Source organism: Plantibacter sp. CFBP 8775, assembly GCF_014839505.1.
Taxonomy (GTDB): domain Bacteria; phylum Actinomycetota; class Actinomycetes; order Actinomycetales; family Microbacteriaceae; genus Plantibacter; species Plantibacter auratus.
The window spans coordinates 747,053-765,592 of record NZ_JACYNV010000001.1 but is presented as its reverse complement, the minus strand read 5'-3'; the positions used below and the strand labels follow the sequence as shown (position 1 = coordinate 765,592).

At 68.5% G+C, this 18,540-nt stretch carries 25 protein-coding genes; 8 read left to right on the top strand and 17 right to left on the bottom strand.

Annotation, left to right across the window (positions count from 1 at the left end; genetic code table 11):
- Positions 1 to 140 precede the first annotated feature (140 nt).
- Positions 141 to 605 (top strand): NUDIX hydrolase, encoded by a 465-nt coding sequence (locus IFR14_RS03680; protein ID WP_191940274.1) that lies wholly within the window; start codon positions 141 to 143, stop codon positions 603 to 605.
- Here IFR14_RS03680 and IFR14_RS03675 read toward each other — a convergent pair.
- The 6 genes from IFR14_RS03675 to IFR14_RS03650 all read right to left on the bottom strand — a co-directional run bounded on the left by IFR14_RS03675 (position 567) and on the right by IFR14_RS03650 (position 3,443).
- The gene (locus IFR14_RS03675) at positions 567 to 1,121 is read right to left on the bottom strand and encodes a GNAT family N-acetyltransferase (RefSeq protein ID WP_191940273.1); all 555 of its coding nucleotides are present in this window, start codon (positions 1,119 to 1,121) and stop codon (positions 567 to 569) included. The two genes, IFR14_RS03680 and IFR14_RS03675, sit on opposite strands and share 39 nt — an antisense overlap.
- A 153-nt stretch (positions 1,122 to 1,274) precedes the next feature.
- A complete protein-coding gene (locus tag IFR14_RS03670) occupies positions 1,275 to 1,478 on the bottom strand; it encodes a hypothetical protein (protein ID WP_191940272.1) in 204 nt (67 codons plus the stop codon).
- Positions 1,479 to 1,551: 73 nt separating this feature from the next.
- Positions 1,552 to 2,004 (bottom strand): VOC family protein, encoded by a 453-nt coding sequence (locus IFR14_RS03665; protein ID WP_191940271.1) that lies wholly within the window; start codon positions 2,002 to 2,004, stop codon positions 1,552 to 1,554.
- Between the two features lie 268 nt (positions 2,005 to 2,272).
- On the bottom strand, positions 2,273 to 2,626 hold the full coding sequence (locus IFR14_RS03660) for a hypothetical protein (protein WP_079704759.1): 354 nt from the start codon (positions 2,624 to 2,626) through the stop codon (positions 2,273 to 2,275).
- Between the two features lie 126 nt (positions 2,627 to 2,752).
- The gene (locus tag IFR14_RS20770) at positions 2,753 to 3,049 is read right to left on the bottom strand and encodes a hypothetical protein (protein WP_079704758.1); all 297 of its coding nucleotides are present in this window, start codon (positions 3,047 to 3,049) and stop codon (positions 2,753 to 2,755) included.
- Between the two features lie 112 nt (positions 3,050 to 3,161).
- Positions 3,162 to 3,443: an ArsR/SmtB family transcription factor gene (locus IFR14_RS03650; RefSeq protein WP_079704757.1), complete on the bottom strand. Its 282-nt coding sequence runs from the start codon at positions 3,441 to 3,443 to the stop codon at positions 3,162 to 3,164.
- A 107-nt stretch (positions 3,444 to 3,550) separates the two neighbouring features.
- On the opposite strand from IFR14_RS03650, the gene IFR14_RS03645 reads away from it, so the two are divergent.
- Positions 3,551 to 4,372, top strand: coding sequence for a TSUP family transporter (locus tag IFR14_RS03645; RefSeq protein WP_191940270.1), 822 nt, complete (start codon positions 3,551 to 3,553; stop codon positions 4,370 to 4,372).
- Here IFR14_RS03645 and IFR14_RS03640 read toward each other — a convergent pair.
- The 7 genes from IFR14_RS03640 to IFR14_RS03610 form a co-directional block, all read right to left on the bottom strand.
- Positions 4,367 to 5,371, bottom strand: coding sequence for an alpha/beta hydrolase (locus IFR14_RS03640; RefSeq protein ID WP_191940269.1), 1,005 nt, complete (start codon positions 5,369 to 5,371; stop codon positions 4,367 to 4,369). The genes IFR14_RS03645 and IFR14_RS03640 overlap by 6 nt on opposite strands.
- The gene (locus IFR14_RS03635) at positions 5,364 to 6,833 is read right to left on the bottom strand and encodes an MFS transporter (protein ID WP_191940268.1); all 1,470 of its coding nucleotides are present in this window, start codon (positions 6,831 to 6,833) and stop codon (positions 5,364 to 5,366) included. Before IFR14_RS03635 ends, IFR14_RS03640 begins: the two co-directional genes overlap by 8 nt.
- Positions 6,834 to 6,965: 132 nt before the next feature.
- Positions 6,966 to 7,832 carry a zinc-ribbon domain-containing protein gene (locus tag IFR14_RS03630; RefSeq protein WP_191940267.1) on the bottom strand — a complete coding sequence of 289 codons (867 nt, stop codon included), beginning with the start codon at positions 7,830 to 7,832 and terminating at the stop codon, positions 6,966 to 6,968.
- A 76-nt stretch (positions 7,833 to 7,908) separates the two neighbouring features.
- On the bottom strand, positions 7,909 to 8,610 hold the full coding sequence (locus IFR14_RS03625) for a DUF3349 domain-containing protein (protein WP_191940266.1): 702 nt from the start codon (positions 8,608 to 8,610) through the stop codon (positions 7,909 to 7,911).
- A 2-nt stretch (positions 8,611 to 8,612) separates the two neighbouring features.
- Positions 8,613 to 8,921 (bottom strand): hypothetical protein, encoded by a 309-nt coding sequence (locus IFR14_RS03620; RefSeq protein WP_191940265.1) that lies wholly within the window; start codon positions 8,919 to 8,921, stop codon positions 8,613 to 8,615.
- A gap of 11 nt (positions 8,922 to 8,932) precedes the next feature.
- Entirely contained in the window at positions 8,933 to 10,144 is a 1,212-nt protein-coding gene (locus IFR14_RS03615; RefSeq protein ID WP_191940264.1) for an inorganic phosphate transporter, read from the bottom strand.
- A 127-nt stretch (positions 10,145 to 10,271) separates the two neighbouring features.
- A complete protein-coding gene (locus IFR14_RS03610; RefSeq protein ID WP_191940263.1) occupies positions 10,272 to 11,054 on the bottom strand; it encodes a DeoR/GlpR family DNA-binding transcription regulator in 783 nt (260 codons plus the stop codon).
- Between the two features lie 26 nt (positions 11,055 to 11,080).
- Here IFR14_RS03610 and IFR14_RS03605 point away from each other — a divergent pair, with 26 nt between their 5' ends.
- From IFR14_RS03605 to IFR14_RS03595, 3 genes are all read left to right on the top strand, one after another.
- Positions 11,081 to 11,314, top strand: coding sequence for a LacI family DNA-binding transcriptional regulator (locus tag IFR14_RS03605; protein ID WP_194643484.1), 234 nt, complete (start codon positions 11,081 to 11,083; stop codon positions 11,312 to 11,314).
- 85 nt (positions 11,315 to 11,399) lie between these two features.
- Entirely contained in the window at positions 11,400 to 12,647 is a 1,248-nt protein-coding gene (locus IFR14_RS03600; protein WP_191940261.1) for an MFS transporter, read from the top strand.
- A 73-nt stretch (positions 12,648 to 12,720) separates the two neighbouring features.
- On the top strand, positions 12,721 to 13,740 hold the full coding sequence (locus IFR14_RS03595) for a helix-turn-helix transcriptional regulator (protein ID WP_191940260.1): 1,020 nt from the start codon (positions 12,721 to 12,723) through the stop codon (positions 13,738 to 13,740).
- Here the strand turns inward: IFR14_RS03595 and IFR14_RS03590 are convergent.
- Entirely contained in the window at positions 13,724 to 14,878 is a 1,155-nt protein-coding gene (locus tag IFR14_RS03590; RefSeq protein WP_191940259.1) for an epoxide hydrolase family protein, read from the bottom strand. The two genes, IFR14_RS03595 and IFR14_RS03590, sit on opposite strands and share 17 nt — an antisense overlap.
- Before the next feature lie 135 nt (positions 14,879 to 15,013).
- Here IFR14_RS03590 and IFR14_RS03585 point away from each other — a divergent pair, with 135 nt between their 5' ends.
- Together IFR14_RS03585 and IFR14_RS03580 are read left to right on the top strand one after the other, a co-directional pair.
- Positions 15,014 to 15,541, top strand: a complete 528-nt coding sequence (locus IFR14_RS03585) for a GNAT family N-acetyltransferase (RefSeq protein ID WP_191940258.1) — start codon at positions 15,014 to 15,016, stop codon at positions 15,539 to 15,541.
- Between the two features lie 76 nt (positions 15,542 to 15,617).
- Positions 15,618 to 16,139, top strand: coding sequence for a tetratricopeptide repeat protein (locus tag IFR14_RS03580; RefSeq protein ID WP_191940257.1), 522 nt, complete (start codon positions 15,618 to 15,620; stop codon positions 16,137 to 16,139).
- Positions 16,140 to 16,175: 36 nt separating this feature from the next.
- On the opposite strand, the gene IFR14_RS03575 is transcribed toward IFR14_RS03580, so the two are convergent.
- Positions 16,176 to 16,802 (bottom strand): LysE family transporter, encoded by a 627-nt coding sequence (locus tag IFR14_RS03575; RefSeq protein WP_191940256.1) that lies wholly within the window; start codon positions 16,800 to 16,802, stop codon positions 16,176 to 16,178.
- A 70-nt stretch (positions 16,803 to 16,872) separates the two neighbouring features.
- Here IFR14_RS03575 and IFR14_RS03570 point away from each other — a divergent pair, with 70 nt between their 5' ends.
- Positions 16,873 to 17,292 (top strand): Lrp/AsnC family transcriptional regulator, encoded by a 420-nt coding sequence (locus IFR14_RS03570; RefSeq protein ID WP_159877197.1) that lies wholly within the window; start codon positions 16,873 to 16,875, stop codon positions 17,290 to 17,292.
- Between the two features lie 45 nt (positions 17,293 to 17,337).
- Here IFR14_RS03570 and IFR14_RS03565 read toward each other — a convergent pair whose 3' ends face one another.
- Positions 17,338 to 17,874, bottom strand: coding sequence for an MOSC domain-containing protein (locus tag IFR14_RS03565; protein ID WP_191940255.1), 537 nt, complete (start codon positions 17,872 to 17,874; stop codon positions 17,338 to 17,340).
- A 41-nt stretch (positions 17,875 to 17,915) separates the two neighbouring features.
- Complete coding sequence (locus tag IFR14_RS03560) at positions 17,916 to 18,512, bottom strand: gamma carbonic anhydrase family protein (RefSeq protein ID WP_086472868.1); 597 nt, start codon at positions 18,510 to 18,512, stop codon at positions 17,916 to 17,918.
- Positions 18,513 to 18,540: the final 28 nt, after the last annotated feature.

The following is an 18,540-nucleotide window of genomic DNA, read 5'->3' as shown; positions in this document are numbered from 1 at the left end:
CCGACATCACGCGGAACTTCGCTCCAGTGAGCTCCAGTGAGCCGACAGTTGGTAACTTCGGCTTCCCAAGCTGATAGCGCGGGTTCGATTCCCGTCATCCGCTCCAAGTCCCGCTACGGGCTCGTCGTAGAGTCGACGACATGCCCTCGATTCGAAACATCACCGTCGGCCTTCCCATCCGAGACGGTCACGTACTCGTCTTGAACGGCGTGGACACCGTGAAGAACCAGGCCTTCCACCGCGCGATCGGGGGCGGCATCGAGTTCGGTGAAACCGCTGAAGCCGCCCTGCGCCGAGAGTTCGTCGAGGAGCTCGGCGTCACTCTGGGCCACGTGACCCTGCTCGACGTTGCGGAGAACATCTTCGAATACGAGGGTGAGCCAGGCCATGAGATCGCTCACATCTTCGCCGTCGAGTCGGCCGAGATCGACGCCATCCCGCTCGACGCCCGACTCCACGTCCTGGACGAGGGAAGTCCTGTTCGGTGGGTGTCGATCAGCGAGACCGATCACCCCTTCTACCCGGCAGGTGTCACGCGCCTCCTCCGTTCCCCGGCACTCGCGGCCTCATCGCGCCAGGTCGTTCTCCACATGGACTCGCCGTGACAACACCTGGCCCGGCCACGCTTCAGCCCCGTCGCCGACCGTGAACGTCACGTCACGCTCATAGCCAGCGGCCTCATAGAACCGTACGAGATCCCCCGAGCCTCCCGCGTAGCAGTCGACCCGCATGCGACCGACCCCGGCGGCCTGCGCGCGCTCCTCGGCGAATGCCAGCAATCGGCGACCGGTGCCCTTCACCCGCGGGTCGCGCGAGCCGATCAACACGCGGACGTAGACCTCCGGCTCGGTGGCGGCCGGCACGTACTCGAGCGCCTCGCCCAGCACGAGCGCTCCGCAGACGCCGACCGTGGGATGCTCGGCGACCCAGGCATCGGATGAGGCACACCACTGCTCGACACGCGTGATCCAGCGCTCCTGCCCAGATGCAGGTTCGGTACCCCACTGCCGTGTGTTGCCGATCCGCACGAACCAGGCGATCGCTGCATCGAAGAGTGCCAGCACCGCACCTGCGTCCGCCGGAACGGCCCGACGAATCTTCAACTGCACCCGATCGCCCATGCGCGACGCAGGCTCCAACCCACCCGTCATCGAGCTTTCCCAATACGCTTCGACATGTCGCCTGCTCTCTCGATCCGATGCCAGGTTGGCATGAGTCGCCCACGGGACGCCAACACCTGCAGGGCTTGAGCCGGCGGACTCGACGAGCTCGGGTCAGTCTGTCGAGCGTCGAAGGATGGCCCACCAGATGAGCCCGGCGAGGCCGATCACGAAGAACACCGCACTGAGAATGTAGCCTTCAGCGCTACCTCCCCCCATGGCCGTGGTGACTGAAACGAGGAACGCTGGCAGCAGTCCGAGGACAGTGATCCAAGCGGCGATCCGACGCTGCAGCATGCGCCTGCGCGTGGTGGTCATGAGTGGCCTCTCCGGTGTTCGTTCGAGCATCCGTGTCAGACGTCTCCGCTGGACGATCCTCTCATCAAGGCGATCAGCTGTGCGTCGTGTTCGCGCGCATCTCCTCGACGGTCATCTCGGGTGCGCCGCCGGCGGCCGCCTCCGGGTCCATCCAGACGAAGTCCCAGTGGTGGCCGTCGAGGTCGTCGAAGCTCTTCGAGTACATGAAGCCGTGGTCCTGCTCGCCTGCAGGTGTAGCCCCGCTCGCGATGGCCTTCTCAAACATCGAATCGACGTCGCCTTTACTCTCGGCACTGAGAGCGAGCTGCACCTCGGTGGAGGTGGTGGCGTCGATGATCGACTTGCTCGTGAACTCCGCGAAGAACTCCCGCGTGAGCAGCATCGCCGTGATCGTGTCGCTGATGACCACGCTGATCGCGTTCTCGTCGCTGAACCCCTCGTTGATCGAGTACCCGAGCGCCTCGAAGAACACCCGTGACCGGGCCAGGTCGCTGACAGGCAGGTTGACGAAGATCATGGTGGACATCGGGGCCGTCTCTCTCGAGGGTGCCGGCGGCTCGTCGCCGTCGATCGCACTCGAATGATGGCGAGGATGCTCGACGACGTCAAGAGTCATCCGACGCGAAGGGGCTCGAGCAGCGCACGCCTGTGGTCACGACGGAACGTCCGCGCACGGATTCACGCCTACCTGTGGTGGACAGCAGCCACCGGACGTTCAAGCACACCACATCCACGAACGATCGCGGTCGACCTCTGGTCGTGAGTGAGCGGGAGACACCGTACCGATGCGGCGCTCAGCGAGGCAGTGGTCGCAGCTGGTCCTCGGTCACGGGGAAGGAGACCTCGTAGTACAGCTGCGTGGCGGTCATGTCACCCCAATCGTCCTTCTTCACCCGGATACCGGCGGTCGAGACCTCGGCGATCCGGACACGCAACCAGGAGCCGTCCTCCAGACGAAGCTCGTGCGGGTCGGCGAGATAGCCCATGCCGATCTCGTCGAGCGCCTCCTCGGCATGGAACCAGTCCAGCGCATCGGTTCGCTGACGCCCCAGGAGATCGATGACGACGAACCCCTCACCGACAGGCTTCATCCACCCCAGTCGCTCCCGATCCTCCGAGCGCCGGTGTTCGATCCAGTCCGGTTCCATGCAGCGAGCGTAACGGCCACCGAGGAACAACGACTGACGGATGACTGACCGAACGCCAGCCCACCAACAGCACGAGGGGGCCGACTCGAGAGCCGGCCCCCTCGTGCGTCGTACGACGACGAGCGATCAGTGCTCGTCGTAGTGCTCGCCGTGCGCCGCGTGCTGGTGGCCGTCGTGAACGTAGTCGACGTGACCGTCGTGGTCGACGGCGTCGTGACCGCACGCCGCACCGTGCTCGTGGTCGGCGACGGTGTGCTCGGCGACGCTCTCGTGCTCGTCGTAGTGACCGTCGTGCAGAGCGTGGTGGTGCGTGCCGTGCACGTAGTCGGTGTGGTCGTCGTGCTGGACGGCTTCGTGGCCGCAGTCCGTTCCGTGCTCGTGCTCGGTGACGGAGTGCTCGGCGTGGATGTCAGTCGTGCTCATGATTGCCTTTCGAAGGAAGAGATCGGGTGTCGCGACGGGCGGCGACACGTCATCAGTACATCTCATTCATAAGCGAATTGCAATACATGCAGCTAATCGATAGTGGTTCTCGCTATCCCTCGAGCGCGTGCTGCACGGCGTCGTCGACGATGTGCGAGACGTGCACGTCAGCGACGTCGTAGTGCGCCTCTCGACCGATCCGTTGCACGGAGACCAGGCCGGCTGATCGCAGCGTCCGCAGGTGCTGCGAGACCAACGGCTGCGACAACTGACTCTGTTCCGCGAGCTGACCGACCGTGGACGTGCCGGCGGCCAGGATGCGCAGCAACCGCAACCGCGAGGAGGAGGACAGGGCCTTGAACAACTCGGCAGCGGGTTCGAGATCCTCGTTCATCTGTACATATAAGCAGATGTGAATGCATCAGGATCGCCTGAATCCTCGAAGACCCCGTTCGACGTCCACCCGATGGATCATCACTCTGACGATTAGGCTGGGCGACTGTGCTCGATGGACCGCTGATCGCCGAATGGCTCCCCGTCTCGGTGGCCGCGCTCGTCCTCCTCCTCGTCGCGGCGGGAGTGGCCGGCTGGGTCGACGCGGTCGTCGGCGGCGGCGGACTCATCCAGTTGCCCGCGCTCGTCATCGCCGTACCGAGCGACGTCGCGACCCCCTTCATCCTGGGTACGAACAAGCTGTCGTCGTTCTTCGGCACCCTGTCGGCGAGCTGGGTGTACCTGCGCAAGATCAGGGTGCAGTTCGTGCTGCTGGTGCCGCTCGTCGCCGGGGCCTACGCCGGGTCGACCGTCGGTGCCGCCTTGTCGCGGTACGTCCCTCGCGACGTGTTGACGCCCATCGTGCTCGTGGCCGTGATCGCCGTGGCGCTGTACACCCTCTTCAAGCCGACCATGGGCCTGCACCACGAACCCCGCCATGACCGCGCCACCGCCGTCGCCTGGCGGGCGGCGATGATCGGCCTGCTGGTGGGCTTCTACGACGGCATCCTCGGACCGGGAACGGGCTCGTTCTTCGTCATCCTCATCGTCGGCGTGCTGGGGTACGGCTTCCTGCAAGCCAGCGTGAACGCGAAGATCGCCAACCTCACCACGAACCTCGCTGCCCTCGTCGTGTACGGGGTGCACGGCGAGGTCCTGCTTGCGCTCGGTCTCGCCATGGCCGTGATGAACATCACCGGCGGGTTCATCGGCGCCCGTATGGCGACGAAACGCGGAAGCGGCTTCGTGCGGATCGTGTTCCTGGTGACCCTGTCCATCCTCATCGTGAAACTCGCCTGGGACACCGTGGTGCAGTTCACCGGTTCATGATGCACCCGGCAGAGCGACCTCGCCGGCGGGTGTTCCGAGCAGTCGCCTCGTCCAGTCAGCCAGGGCCGCGATGGCGGCCCGCGAGACGGCGGCACTCGGCACCATGCTCGTGAAGCCGTGGAACGCCCCCGGCCAGACGTGCAGTTCCGCGTCGCCACCCGCAGCCCACATCGCGCTGGCGTAGGCGACCGTCTCGTCACGGAACACCTCGGCGCTGCCACAGTCGATGTAGGTGCGCGGCAGGCCGGTGAGGTCGGTCGCCCGTGCGGGGGCGGCGTACATCGAGACGTCGTCACCGGCACGGCGGGGTCCGAGGTACGCGTCCCAGCCGAACCGGGTCAGCTGCCGATCCGCGACCCCGACCCCGTCGATCTGCATCGTCGACACGGTGGCATCGCGGTCGTCGAGCATCGGCGAGACCAGGATCTGCCCGAACAGGGCCGGCCCACGGCGGTCTCGGGCGAGCAGGGTGGTACCCGCGGCGAGCCCGGCACCCGCACTCTGGCCCGCGATCACGATGCGGTCCGGGTCGACACCGAGTTCGTCCGCGTGCTCCGCGATCCAGACGAGTCCGGCGTAGCAGTCCTCCACCGGGTACGGGTCGGGGTACTCGGGGGCGAGGCGGTAGTCGACGCTGATGAGCACCACGTCGTGGTCGTTCAGGAGCCAGTCGTCGTAGGACTCGAGGTTGCCGAGGTGATGACCGAACATCATCCCACCGCCGTGGATCGTGTAGACCGCCGTCGTCGCGCCGGAGCGCCCGATCCGCTGGATGACCGCGAGCGTGATCGGATCCCCGAGATGGCCGGGCACCGTGACGGAGCGCCGCTCGAACCCCCGGGAGCGCAGCCGTTCGTCGAGGGCCTCCTCGGTCGTGTCGAGGCCGCGCATCCGCGGAAGCATCTCGGTCGTCAGGGTGAACGGCCCGCGCGCCTCGAGCGCGGCGAGGAACGGGGTGAGTTCGGGATCGAACGGGGGACGGGGCATGCGGTCAGACATGGGAAGGCTCCTGGGTTGCGGGCTGAGATGGGAGGTGATGTGAACGGAGGACACCGACAGCCACCAGGGCTGCAGCGAGGGCGGTGATGGTCGATCCCGCGATGAGGACCGCTTGCTGGAACGACGCGACGAGGGCCGGGGTGAAGTGCTCGGTCGCGATGCCGCCGCCGACGACCGCAGCGAGGATCGTCCCGGTCGCGGCGATCCCGACAGCGGTGGCGATCTCGCTCGCGGTGTCGACCAGGGCCGCACCGATGGACGTGCGGTCCGCCGGGAGCCCGCGGAGGACGTTGTTGCCGGCGACGACGCCGACCACCCGCATCCCGGCGGCCACGAGGACGAGTGCGACGAGGACCCACGGGTAGCCGAACCGGCTCAGGAGCGCGAACACGGCGAGCCCCGACACGACGGCGGCGGCGCTCATCCAGGCCGCCCGATCGAGACCGACGCGGTGCACGAACGGACCGACGAAGTGACCGCTCGCCAACAGCACCACGACCTGCGGGAGCATCGCGACAGCGGCCAGGGCCGGCGGCCACCCCCAGGCGAACTGCAGCTGCAGGGTCGCCAGGTACGACAGCCCGGCCATCGCCAGCCCGGCGGCAGCCTTGTACGCCAAACCGGAGGCCACGAGCGGCTGAGCCACGAGACGGAGATCCAGCAACGGGTGGCGGGCGGTGCGCTCCCTGACCACGAAGCCGATCGCGGCGGTCACCGTTGCCGCCGCCGCACCCCAGCCCGCAGCGACGTCGGTGTCGGCGACGAACAGGGTCGGGGTGAGGAGGACGCCCACGACGGTCGCGGTCCCGAGGACGGCTCCGAGCACGTCGATCCGGTCCCGGTGCAGGTGCGACCGCTCGTCGGCACCGATCCCGGCACGGATCCCGATCCAGGCGATCACCGCGATCGGCGCGTTGGCGACGATGAGCACCTGCCACGGCGCCACGGCGAGCACGAAGCCGCCGATCGTCGGCCCGGCGGCGAGGCCGACCAGCCCGGCGGTCGAGATGACCGTCAGCGCGCGGACACGCAGGTCGTCCCGCTCGAACAGGCGGAACGCCAACGCCATCGATCCCGGAGTCGTCATCGCCGCAGCGAGACCCATGAGCGCGCGCACGGCGATCAACTGCTCCACCGAGGCGACGAACACGGTCAGCACGCTGACGACGGCGAGCAGCGTCAGGCCGATCAGCATGACCCGACGCCGGCCGAACCGGTCGGCGACCGCACCGAAGAGCAGCATCAGTCCACCGAAGGCGACCGAGTACGCCCCCGACACCCACTGCAGTGATGCGGTGGAAGCGGTGAGGTCACGGCCGATGGTCGGGAGCGCGACGTTCAGGACGGAGTTGTCGAGCATCTCGAACAGGAACACGGCCGAGAGGCCGGCAAGCGCGACCCACGCGTCGCGGAGGCGTGGCGGCGAGTCTTCGACAGCCGTGGAGGTTGAGGGTTCGAGCATGGGCGCACTCCTTCGATGAAGAAGTGGCGACTCCCACGAGCCGCGTGCGCGTTTCCGTCGGCCGAAGCACGACGGGATTTTTCCCTCTGCGACGAGGGTAACGCATCATCGGCCTGTCGTGGCACCTGCGGATCACCGCAGATACGCGTCGACCATGAACGGGCCTCGGATCGCCCTGAGCGTGTCGACCAGCCGGTCAAGCGCACGGCGGTTCCATGAGGAGAGCTGGAGATCGTGGGGGCCAAGGGGCTCGAGCTTCCCGGTGCGGAGGCGGACGACCTCCCATCCGGCGGACCGCAGCGCGCGGTCCTTCCGTCGGTCGACCTCCTCGCGGCGCCCGACGTGCTCGAGTCCGTGCCGGCCGATGCTGTCGTACTCGATGGCGATGCGCAGTTCCGGGTAGACCAGGTCGGGCCACACCTCCAGGTGCTGGAAGAACGGACGCTGCACCCGCACGGCGTTCAGTCCCTCGGTCAGCGCCAGCCGTTGATGGACGTCCGCGCGCAGCTGAGCCTCGACGGCGGACGCCGGTTTCGGCGCGCACACGGACGTGAAGGCCTCCCCCACCGGCAGGTCAGGGGTCTTCTCACACAGCGAGGGTTTCGGTCGCGCGCGACGCTCCCGGATGATCCCGGCGACCGCGGGCGCCGGATCGGTCACCGACTCCCGCATCGGCAACGCGACGACCCTCGACGGATCGGCCGCATCGGAACATTCGGGACACCAGGCGCTGCGGCGACGCTCGCGTCCGGGCCGCGAGCGCTGTTCGGCCGGCGTCGCGACGAACCGGTGACCCCGATCGCACTGCCACTGCAGCAGGACGTCGGCGGCCGGCGGCACCTGACTGAGGACGATGCCGGCGTTGAGATCGGCGTGGTACTGACGCCACAGCGCGGGGAACGACGCCCAGGCCTGCCGGTAGGCGCCCACCGGGTACGGCGTCTCGAGACCCTTCGACCACTGACGGCGGGCCCACCACGCTTCCACACGTTCCGGCACGAGCCGAACCTACGACGGGCCCCCGACACCGGCCACGAGTGAGGACCCAGTGGTCGTCACTCCAGCACCACTACCGTCAGACCGCGAAGTCGCTCGGCCACCCGTGGTCGGCGAGCGACCGGCGGACACGCTCCACATCCTCGTCGCTCGGCAGCTCCGCGGTGACCCGCGCGATCGCGGTGGCGACGTCGACCCGGCTGAGCGACGTGTCGCCCTCCGCCGCGAGGCGTGCGCCCACCTCGGCCACCTCGGCGTCGCCCAGCCGCCGACGGAGGAGCGCCACGAGCGGGACGAAGTCCTGGTCGGGGAATCCGGCAGGATACCCGGCTCGGAGCCAGCGCACGATGCGGGCGACCAGCCCTCCGCGTTCCTCGAGGAGGTTCGCGCGCGCCTCCCGACCGGCGTCGTCATGGTCAGTCGCCACCGCGCGGACGTCATCCGGGCTGCCGAGTGGCCAGCCCGCGCTCGCGAGCCGGGCGGAGACGCGGACGAGGTCCGCCGGGAGCGCCGGACCGAGGAGGAGCTGTTCGACACGCGCCCGCAGGCGATCGTGGCCGACCGGCTCACCGCTCGCATCGGCGTTCTCCGCCTCGATGAGCAGCCCGTCGACGACCTGGTCCAGCTCCTCGGGGGTGAGGCTCCGTCGGAGGATGCCGAGCAGCGGCACGTAGTCGTGCTCGGGCACGCCCGACGGGTATCCGGCGCGGAGCCAACCGACGACGCGCGCCACCACGCCGGACCCGTGGCCGGTGAGGTCTGCCCCGTTCTCGGAGGGCATCCTCAGTCCTTCGGGGTGAAGGTCGGGAACACGTGGTCGAAGCTGACCTCCTGCCCCAGACCGGTGGCCACGATGATCGTGAGACCGACCAGCACCGCGGCGACGACGACGGCGAAGCACAGCACGCCGATGGCACGCAGGAGCCCCGACGGGAGCGTCGGTGAGCCCGGCCCGCTCCGGTCTTCGGAACCGGCACCTCCGGCGACCGCGAACGAGCGGACACCCAGCGCGAAGAGCGCGGGAAGCCCTGCGCCGAGCACGAGCGCGATGACGGCCACCTGGGCGGCGGCTTCGAGGAAGAGCATGAACATGTCCGACGTCCTTACGCTGCGGTCTTCTGCGACGAGCGGGCGGGGGCGTCCTGCCAGTCGTCGTTCACGTTGTGGGATCCGATGCTGTCGCGGCGCGACCGCAGGTAGATGGCGAGCGCGACACCCACGAGGATGGCGACCATGAGGATCCCGCCGATCGCCCCGCCCGCGAGGTGACCGAGCCACCACATCACCGCACCCATGAGCGCGGCAGCCGGGAGGGTGATGATCCAGGCGACGACCATCCGCAGGGCCACCCGCCAGCGCACCTGCGCACCTGGCCGCCCGACCCCGGAGCCGAGGATCGATCCGGTCGCGACGTGCGTGGTGCTGAGGGCGAAGCCGAGGTGGCTCGAGGCGAGGATGACGGCGGCTGAGGAGCTCTCAGCTGCCATGCCCTGCGGCGTGTTCAGCTCCACGATGCCCTTGCCGACGGTGCGGATGATCCGCCACCCGCCGATGTACGTGCCGAGCGAGATCGCGAGGGCACACGCGAGCTTCACCCACAGCGGGACCGACTCGGTGTCGTCCCAGCCGCCGGCCGCGATGAGCGCGAGGGTGATGACGCCCATCGTCTTCTGTGCGTCGTTCGTGCCGTGGGCGAGCGAGACGAGGGACGCGCTGCCGATCTGCCCGATCCGGAAGCCGCGGTGGAGACGCCCCTGGGCGAGGTTGCCGATGACGCGGAAGACGAGCCAGGTGCCGATCGCAGCCACCGCGCCGGCGAGCAACGGCGACATGAGCGCCGGGAGGATGACCTTGCCGACGACGCCGTCGAGCTTCGAGCCGTCACCGGCCCAGTTCACGCCGTTCAGGCCGAGGCCGGCGAGCGTCGAGCCGATGAGACCACCGAAGAGCGCGTGTGAGGAGCTCGACGGCAGGCCGAGCAGCCAGGTGAGCAGGTTCCAGATGATGCCACCGATGAGCCCGGCGAGCACGATCAGCAGGAGCGCCGAGCCGCCTCCCTCGAGGAGCGCGGGATCGGGAGCTCCCGACGAATCCTGGATCTTCACGACCGCGTTCGTGACGGTGAGCGCGACCTCGATGCTGAGGAACGCGCCCACGAGGTTCAGCACCGCCGAGAGGGTGACCGCGATCTTCGGCGACAGCGCACCGGTGGCGATGGAGGTCGCCATCGCGTTCGCGGTGTCGTGGAAGCCGTTGGTGAAGTCGAAGGCGAGTGCCGTGATCACGACGAGCGAAAGCAGGATGATGGGGTCCACGGCGACGAGCTTGCTCCTCGATCGCGGGATCGACAACGGGTGAGCGGGCGGATTCACCCGTTGTTCACGTTCCGTGGAAGCCGACTCCCTCCATGGCGAGCGAGTCGGTCATCGGCCTCCTGGCCCGCTAGGACGTCGGATGATCGGCGTCCTCGACGACCGCGACCTCCACGCCGGCGGCACGCAGTCGATCGAGCACCGCAGGAGGGGCCGAAGCGTCGGTGACGAGGACGTCGACGTCTTCGAGCGCACACACGATGGCCATGGAGCGCAGGGAGAACTTCGACCCTTCCGCGATCAGGATGACGCGCGCCGCCGATGCGACGATCGCCTGCTTGATCGCGGCGTCGCCCAGGTCGAACGCCGTCACGCCGGCCGACGGATCAGCTGCACAGCAGGTCAGGATGGCCGTGTCGAAGCGGAGTGAAGCGATGGTCCGCTCCGCGATCGGCCCGACGATCGTTCCCTCTGCGCCACGCACGGTTCCACCAGACAGGACGAGGCTGACCGTCTGACTCGACGACAGCGCGGCGATGCCCTGCACCGACAGGGGCATCGCGGTCACCCTGCGGTGGGCGAGTTCCGCGGCGGCAGCCGCTCCGGTCGTGCCGCTGTCGACGACCACCGCTTCACCGTCGTCGATGTAGGCCACGGCTGCCGCTGCAAGCCGCGCCTTCAGTCCTTCGTCATCGACCGCTCGAACGGAGAAGGGCAGCCCCTCGCCATGCAGGGCCGTTCCGACAGCACCACCCCTGACCCGCCGCAACGCACCGACCGCGGCAAGATGCTCGAGGTCGCGTCGGACGGTCATCGACGACGTGCTCAACTGCTTGGCGAGCTCGTCGACCTGGACGCGGCCGGAGCGACGGAGCTCATCGAGGATCTCGCGGTGGCGGACTTCCATCTGCATGGACATATCGTACCCGATGTGTTCGAATGAACATTGTGAATGTTCATAACTCGTCTCGTCCGATCACCATCAAGGATGTCGCTCGCATGGCGGGCGTCTCGCACTCCACCGTTTCGCGAGTGCTCAACGGAGTCGACCTCGTCACACCAGCGACGCGAGCGCGGGTGCTGGAAGCCATCAACTCCTCCGGGTGGACCCCTGACGAGACCGCAGCCGCGCTTGGACGTCGCAAGACCCCCAAACCCGGGCCGATGTCCTGAAGCCGCACCACCCGGTTCGACAACGCCCGTCCAAGCCCATTCCGTGTCACCGCACCCGACCGCCCTTCCAGATCGGAACAGCCCCATGACCACGTCCTCCCTCCGGAGCACGCCTCCGTCCGCGTCCCTGGACGCCCGACACGCTCGCGTCGCCGTCAGTGTCCTGTTCTTCACGAACGGCGCACTGATCGCCAACATCCTCCCGCGGTACCCGCAGATCAAGGCGGATCTCGACCTGACCAACGCCGCCTTCGGCACCGCGGTCGCCGCCTACCCCTTGGGCGCACTCATCGCCGGGCTCAGCGCAGGACTCCTCATCCGCCGCTTCCGTTCCTCCCGTGTCGCCATCGCCGCGACGCTCGTCACCGCCGTAGGGCTGCTGCTCACCGGAGTCGCGCCCGGCTGGCTCATCCTCGCCATCGCCCTCTTCCTGGCCGGCGCCATGGACTCCATCACCGATGTCGCGCAGAACTCGCACGGCCTCCGCGTGCAGCGTCTCTACGGACGGTCGATCATCAACTCGTTCCACGCCGTCTGGTCCGTGGGCGCCGTGACCGGAGGCGCGATGGGCGCCGTCGCCGCGCAACTCGAGGTACCCCTGCTGGTCCACCTGACCATCTCCGGCGGGCTGTTCGGGATGGCAGCCCTCCTGTCCTACCGCTGGCTCCTGACCGGCCCCGAACCGGACCTCGGCGCCGAGGCCCTGCTGAACTCGGATGGCGACACCCGGCCGGAATCGGGCGCCACACCGACGGATGCGCCGAAGACCCTCGGCCTCGTGGCTCGCTACAGCGTCCTGCTCGCCCTCGTCGTCATCGCCTCAGCGGGAGCCATCGTCGAAGACGCGGGGAGCTCCTGGTCCGCGATCTACCTCTCCGACAGCCTCGGAGCATCCGCCTTCGTCGCCGGTCTCGGGTTCATCTCCCTGCAGGGGATGCAATTCGTCGGGCGCGTGTTCGGCGACCGCATGACCGACCGGTTCGGCCAGCGGACGATGGCCCGCGGTGGCGGTGTCCTCGTCCTCGTCGGCATGGGTGCTGCGCTCGCCTTCCCGAGCGTCATCGGCACCATCATCGGTTTCGGCATCGCCGGCTTCGGCGTCGCAACCCTCATCCCCTCGGCCATGCAGAACGCCGATGAGATCCCCGGCTTCCGCCCCGGCAGCGGGCTGACCATCATCGGCTGGCTCCTGCGGCTGGGGTTCCTCCTGTCCCCGCCCCTCGTCGGGGCGATTGCCGACGCCACGGCACTCCGATTCGGACTGATCGTGGTCCCCGCCGCCGGTCTGCTCGTGCTGCTCTTCGCCCGGGTCCTCTCGACGCGTCACCGCTGAGCGCCCAGGACGGTCACCCCCGTCCGGACACCGGCGGACAGCGCGAGTCCTCGCGCCGCAGGATGATGGGTCCATGTGGGATACGACGTCGCGAACGTTCGAGCTGCTGGGGATGCTCCAGCGCAACGGGTTCGTGGCCAGCGAGCGCCTGGCGCGCGACCTCGGGGTGACGACCAGGACCGTGCGTCGAGACGTGGCCAGGCTCCGTGATCTCGGCTATCCGATCGACACGCGCCAGGGCATCGACGGCGGGTACTCGATCGAGGCCGGGGCGGTGCTCCCACCCATCTTCCTGTCGACCGAGGAGGCACTCGCCTGCGCGTTGGCCCTTCGGCGGTGGAAGGAGGACGCCGATCAGACCCTCGCCACCAATTCGCTCGAGAAGGTCGCGGCGTCCCTGCCGCCCCGGGTGCGCTGGGTGCTCGACGCGGTGGCCGAGGTCACCGTCGATGCCCCGGTGGACGGTCTGGCTCCGATCGATCACCCGGCGGTCGACATCGGTCTCCTCGGCGAGTTGGCGAGATCGTGTCTGCTCCGACGCCGGGTGGAGTTCCAGTACACCGGGCGAGACGGCGACTCGAGACCGCGCCGGGTCGAGCCGCGCGCCCTGGTCAACACCGTGCGGCGCTGGTACGTCGTGGCCTTCGACATCGACGCCGACGACTGGCGGACGTTCCGCGTCGACCGGATCTCCGACCTCGTGGTGTCCGAGCTGCCGGCCAGGACGCGGGTCCTCCCCGACGCGGACCTCGAGGGTTGGGTCACGCGACGGCTCCAGCTCGGATGGCAACAGGTCAGCGCCACCGTCCGCGTGCACGCCCCGAGCGAAGCGGTGCGGCGGTGGGTCGCTCCGGTCTGGGGATCCGTCGAAGCCGAGTCTCCCGAGGTCACGGTGGTGCGCGCCGGAGCAGACAGCTACGACGCGATCGCCAGATGGCTCCTGCTGGTGCAGGCCGACGTCGAAGTCGTCGAGCCCGACGAGCTGCGCAACGCGTTCGGCCGGGTGGCCGAGCAAGCGCACCGAGCCAGCCGGCCCAGCTCGGGCGGGCCGAACCAGCAGGCCGACCCGCCCAGTGCTACCGGAGCGGCCTGAAGAACTCGGACAGATCGTCCATGAGGAGCGCCGGTTCTTCGAGGGCGGCGAAGTGGCCACCGCGGTCGGTGACGTCGGTCCACCGCGTGATGGTGTTCTCGCGCTCGGCGTAGCGGCGGATCCCGACATCGTGCGCGAACATGATCGCGCCCGTCGGAACGCCGGACGGTTCGCTGACCGCTCCCCACGCCGAATGCTGCGCGTATCCGATGTACGCGGCGGTGCTGGCCGTCCCGGTGAACCAGTACAGCGACACGTTGGTCAGGATGCGGTCGAGGTCGATGATCGTCTCCGGGAGCGCCTCGTGCGGCATCGTCCACGCCTGGAACTTGTCGATGATCCATGCCAGCTGGCCGGCCGGTGAGTCGGCGAGCCCGGCCGCGATCGTCTGGGGTCGGGTGGACTGGATCGCGATGTAGCCGATCTCGTCCTGCATGAAGGCCTGGACCCGGGCGAGACGGTCGAGCTCCAACGGGGTGAAGGCGGCGAGGTCCGCCTCGCTCGGAGCGCCCAGCGGCATACCCATCGATCCGTTGACGTGCACACCGACAACGCGCGTCGGTGCCGCTCTCGCGACCTCGGTCGACACGGCAGCCCCGATGTCCCCGCCCTGCACGCCGTACCGTTCGTAGCCGAGCCGTTCCATGAGCGTCGCCCAGGTCCGTCCGATACGAGCCGCATCCCATCCACCCTCGGCGACCGGGCTCGAGAATCCGAATCCGGGCAGGGAGGGGATGACCACATCGAAAACGTCTGCGGCGTCCCGTCCGTGCGCTTCCGGATCGGTGAGCGGGCCGACGAGGTCCAGGAACTCGACGAACGAGCCCGGCCAGCCGTGCGTCAGCACCAGCGGCAGCGCCCCCTCCACCGACGAGCGGACGTGCAGGAAGTGGATGGTCTGCCCGTCGATCACCATCGTGAACTGCGGGAACTCGTTCAACGCCGCCTGCTGCGCCCTCCAGTCGAAGGTCTCAGCCCAGTAGGCGACCAGTCTGCGGAGGTAGCCGACCGGGACTCCCGTCGCCCAATCGTCGCCCGGCAGGGCCGGCGGGAAACGTGTCTCCCTGAGCCGGCGGCTGAGCTCGTCCACCGCACTCGCGGGGATGTCGATTCGAAACGGCTGAACATCGGCGTGCATCACAGGTTCCCTCCATCGCGTGCGGGCTCGAGCGAGCCACGTCACAGGAGCGACGATAGGAACGAACGAGGACACGACCTGTCCTCCGCTGAGATGCGCGGAGCGACAGACAGCGATGAGTGCGATGCTCGATTCATGCCATGGCCCGTGATCGAACCGCTGAAGTCCGAGCGCCTCACGCTCGAGCCGTTATCGCTCGACCATGCCCGGCCGATGGTCGACGTCCTCGCCGACCCCTCCCTGTGCACGTTCACCGGCGGAGAGCCGCCGACGCTCGACGCACTCTCCACTCGATATGCCGCCCAGATCCGCGGGCCGGCCGACGGCTCGCAAGCCTGGTTCAACTGGATCGCGAGGCGGCACGACACCGGCGCGCTCATCGGGTTCGTCCAGGCCACCGTGACGTCCCAGGGCCAGGACACGCTGGCCGAGATCGCGTGGGTCGTCGATCCAGCCCACCAACGCCAAGGCTTCGCCTCCGAAGCGACGGCCGCCCTGATCGGTTGGCTGCACGCTCGAGGGGTCACCCGGCTCACCGCGCACATCCATCCGGAGCACACTGCGTCTCAGCGGGTGGCACACCGCCAAGACCTCCGTCCGACATCGAGCATCGAGGACGGCGAGGTCCGTTGGGAATCGCCGACTCACGACGATCTCTCCTGAAGCCGAGGGTCCGGTTCGGCGCGCCCGATAGCCTGTCTCCACCGAATCCAGCCCGATCGCTCCCGGAGAATCGACCATGACGCACACGCTCGACGCACAGCTCGACAGCATCTTCGCGGCTCGAGACCGGGCTGACATGGGTCCAACCATCGAAGCACTGCTGCCCATCTACGACGAGCACCCTCACCACCCGAGAGTCCTCTACGAGCTCGGTGGCGCCTACGACACCGCGGGCGAGGAGGCGAGAGCACTCGACCTCTACGAGCGGGCCATGGAGAGCGGCCTGGCAGGAGACATCCGTCGCCGTTGCTACCTGCAGTACGGAAGCACCCTCCGCAACCTCGACCGGATCGATGAGTCGCTGGATGTCTTCGCACGGGCGCGTGCCGAGTTCCCGGAGTCAGTCGCGCTCGGAGCATTCGAAGCCCTCACCCTCCACGCCGCCGGGCGGTCGAACGCCGCGCTGTCGAGCCTCCTCGAACTCCTGGCCGAGCACGTCGACGCGGCTGAGCTCACGCGTTACAAGCCGGCCCTGCGAGGCAATGCCGAGTACCTCCGGTCACTGGACGAGGAGCCCCGGTCCACGACGGAGGACTGACGGCGCCGACGCCCGCAGACCATCGGCCTCACATCTTCACACCGCCTGGACGATGAGGGCGACACCGAATGCGACGATCAAGCCGTTGCCGACGACAGCCGTCCACCTCCGAAAGGACGCGCCCGTCCTCCGCCGGAGTCCGGCTCCGAGCGCGACCAGCAGCGCCTGCCAGCCGAAGGATGCGAGCCCGACACCCGCGATGAAGGCGACCGCCGTCGACCCTGATTCCGTGAACTCGGCCAGCCCGGTCAAGATCGCCGCGAAGTACACCAGGGTGGCCGGGTTGAGCGCCGTCAGGCCGAGGAAGAGCAGGTAGCGCTGACGCGAGGAGCCCGTGCGCCCCGCCGGCCGGTCCCCCGCTGGCGGCTTTGCGCGCAAACCTTGCAGGAGTCCGTGCGCTCCGAGCGCGATGACGGCGACACCACCGAGGAGCTGCGGCCAGGGAGACCAGCCGCTCACGATGGGACCGGCGAGCGCACCGGCAGCGACGGCGGCCGCGCAGTACGACACGTCCACCGTCGCCACGGCGGCGGCGGCAGGCAGTCCACTGCGCAACCCGCGCGTGATGCCCTCCTGCAGGAGCAGGATCCCGATCGCACCGAGCGGAGCAGCCAGCGCGAGGCCGGCGACGGAACCGGCGAAGAGAGCGAGGAGGACATCCATGCCGACGACTCTGGCGCAGCGCGACGGTAGCGACGGTGCGTTCTGGCAGTGAGACGGCATACTGTGTCGCATGGACGATCTCGACAGTGAAATCATCGACGTGCTCCAGGTGAACGCGAGGATTTCGTTCAGTGAGCTCGGTCGCCAGATCGGCTTGAGCACGAATGCGACGGCGGCCCGTGTGCGTCGCCTGGAGCACAGCGGCGTCATCACCGGGTACCGCGCGATCCTCGGCTCCGATGCCCCGGTCGCCGAGGACGGCCTGGAGGCGTTCATCGACGTCCGACTCGACCCCGCGCGCAAGTCGGAGGAGTTCCTGGAGTGGACCCGTCGGATCCCCGAGATCAGAGACGCGGTGCACGTCACCGGCGCCTACGACTACCTCGTCCACATCCGTGTCGCCGGCACCGCCGCCCTCGACCGCCTCCTCCGCAGCATGAAGAACGACGGAGGGGCGACCCACACGCAGACGCGGCTGGCGCTCCGATAGGCGGGAACCACGCGCGCCGTCGCATCGCGCGACCGCGGCCTGTCTCTAGACCGGCGCAAGCGGTTCGCGGGCTCCGTCCGGCAGTTCCACGGTGATCGGGTCATCGGGCTGCACGACGCCACCGACAAGCACCACACCCATGACTCCCGTCTTGCGGACGGTGCGGCCATCGGCGTCCGTACCGACGACCTGCTTGAGCAGGCCTGGTTCGTGGCGGTCGATCTGGACACACGGGTTCCGCAGGCCCGTCACCTCGACGACAGCGTCCGTCCCGAGCCGGAGCACGGCTCCCTCGGGGAGGTCGAGGAGGTCCAGTCCCTCGGTGGTGATGTTCTCGCCCAGCTCACCCGGGGTGAGGTCCGCGTCCACCTCCGCGAACAGCTCCTGGTGGATGAGGTGGACCTGCCGGAGGTTGGGCTGCGTGGGATCGCGTCTCACCCGGGACCGATGCTGCACCGTCGCACCGAAATGCGCGTCCCTCTCGACGCCCAGCCCGGCGACGAGCGTGATCGCGTCCCGTCGCGGCTTGGAGAAACGGTGCTCATCGTCGCTGCTGACCGAGACGACACGGGCGATTGTCATCACCCCAGTGTGCACGGGGGAAGCGCGGAACTCCACTGGCCTCAGCGACCGACGGGCTCGTCACCTGCGTGGGCTCCGTAGAACTCGGACTGACGCCGCATGAGCTCGCGCATCGACACCTCGGGTCCGACGCCGTACACGGTCCCGCCGAAGTCGAGCTGTCGCTGGATCGCCCAGATCTCATCGTGACGTTCGGGCGGGAGGATCGATGCCGGCGTCCCGACCGCGACCCATCCGATGGGAACAACGGCACCCGGCTCCAGCACGGTGTTGACCTGGACGACACCGTTGATCCGGACTTCGGCACCGTGCCCGACTCGGCTGCCGGGGAACAGCGAGGCACCCGTGGCGATGAACGCCTCGTCGGCCACCACGCTGCCGTTCACGTGCGTGTGCGGCCCGATCATGACGGCGGCTCCGATGAGCGCTGGGTGACCGGACCGTCCGCGGATCAGGGCATGCTCCATGACGACGGTGTCCTCGCCGATGACGACCTCGCCGTCTTCGGCGGACACCACCGCACCGTGCAGGATCCGAGCACCCGCCTCGATCCTGACATCGCCCACGATCATGGCGGACGACGCGACGGTCGCGGTCTCGTGGATCGACGGTTCGCGGTCCCGGTGTCTGATCAGCATGCGCTCACGATAGCGAAGGCGCCCGGTC

What these genes read in the sequence shown, in the direction of transcription:
- IFR14_RS03680 (WP_191940274.1), top strand. Translation starts at nt 141, where the DNA reads ATGCCCTCGATTCGAAACATCACCGTCGGCCTTCCCATCCGAGACGGT.
- IFR14_RS03675 (WP_191940273.1), bottom strand. Translation starts at nt 1,121, where the DNA reads ATGGGCGATCGGGTGCAGTTGAAGATTCGTCGGGCCGTTCCGGCGGAC.
- IFR14_RS03670 (WP_191940272.1), bottom strand. Translation starts at nt 1,478, where the DNA reads ATGACCACCACGCGCAGGCGCATGCTGCAGCGTCGGATCGCCGCTTGG.
- IFR14_RS03665 (WP_191940271.1), bottom strand. Translation starts at nt 2,004, where the DNA reads ATGTCCACCATGATCTTCGTCAACCTGCCTGTCAGCGACCTGGCCCGG.
- IFR14_RS03660 (WP_079704759.1), bottom strand. Translation starts at nt 2,626, where the DNA reads ATGGAACCGGACTGGATCGAACACCGGCGCTCGGAGGATCGGGAGCGA.
- IFR14_RS20770 (WP_079704758.1), bottom strand. Translation starts at nt 3,049, where the DNA reads ATGAGCACGACTGACATCCACGCCGAGCACTCCGTCACCGAGCACGAG.
- IFR14_RS03650 (WP_079704757.1), bottom strand. Translation starts at nt 3,443, where the DNA reads ATGAACGAGGATCTCGAACCCGCTGCCGAGTTGTTCAAGGCCCTGTCC.
- IFR14_RS03640 (WP_191940269.1), bottom strand. Translation starts at nt 5,371, where the DNA reads ATGTCTGACCGCATGCCCCGTCCCCCGTTCGATCCCGAACTCACCCCG.
- IFR14_RS03635 (WP_191940268.1), bottom strand. Translation starts at nt 6,833, where the DNA reads ATGCTCGAACCCTCAACCTCCACGGCTGTCGAAGACTCGCCGCCACGC.
- IFR14_RS03625 (WP_191940266.1), bottom strand. Translation starts at nt 8,610, where the DNA reads ATGCCCTCCGAGAACGGGGCAGACCTCACCGGCCACGGGTCCGGCGTG.
- IFR14_RS03620 (WP_191940265.1), bottom strand. Translation starts at nt 8,921, where the DNA reads ATGTTCATGCTCTTCCTCGAAGCCGCCGCCCAGGTGGCCGTCATCGCG.
- IFR14_RS03610 (WP_191940263.1), bottom strand. Translation starts at nt 11,054, where the DNA reads ATGCAGATGGAAGTCCGCCACCGCGAGATCCTCGATGAGCTCCGTCGC.
- IFR14_RS03605 (WP_194643484.1), top strand. Translation starts at nt 11,081, where the DNA reads ATGAACATTGTGAATGTTCATAACTCGTCTCGTCCGATCACCATCAAG.
- IFR14_RS03600 (WP_191940261.1), top strand. Translation starts at nt 11,400, where the DNA reads ATGACCACGTCCTCCCTCCGGAGCACGCCTCCGTCCGCGTCCCTGGAC.
- IFR14_RS03595 (WP_191940260.1), top strand. Translation starts at nt 12,721, where the DNA reads ATGTGGGATACGACGTCGCGAACGTTCGAGCTGCTGGGGATGCTCCAG.
- IFR14_RS03590 (WP_191940259.1), bottom strand. Translation starts at nt 14,878, where the DNA reads ATGCACGCCGATGTTCAGCCGTTTCGAATCGACATCCCCGCGAGTGCG.
- IFR14_RS03585 (WP_191940258.1), top strand. Translation starts at nt 15,014, where the DNA reads ATGCCATGGCCCGTGATCGAACCGCTGAAGTCCGAGCGCCTCACGCTC.
- IFR14_RS03580 (WP_191940257.1), top strand. Translation starts at nt 15,618, where the DNA reads ATGACGCACACGCTCGACGCACAGCTCGACAGCATCTTCGCGGCTCGA.
- IFR14_RS03575 (WP_191940256.1), bottom strand. Translation starts at nt 16,802, where the DNA reads ATGGATGTCCTCCTCGCTCTCTTCGCCGGTTCCGTCGCCGGCCTCGCG.
- IFR14_RS03570 (WP_159877197.1), top strand. Translation starts at nt 16,873, where the DNA reads ATGGACGATCTCGACAGTGAAATCATCGACGTGCTCCAGGTGAACGCG.
- IFR14_RS03565 (WP_191940255.1), bottom strand. Translation starts at nt 17,874, where the DNA reads ATGACAATCGCCCGTGTCGTCTCGGTCAGCAGCGACGATGAGCACCGT.
- IFR14_RS03560 (WP_086472868.1), bottom strand. Translation starts at nt 18,512, where the DNA reads ATGCTGATCAGACACCGGGACCGCGAACCGTCGATCCACGAGACCGCG.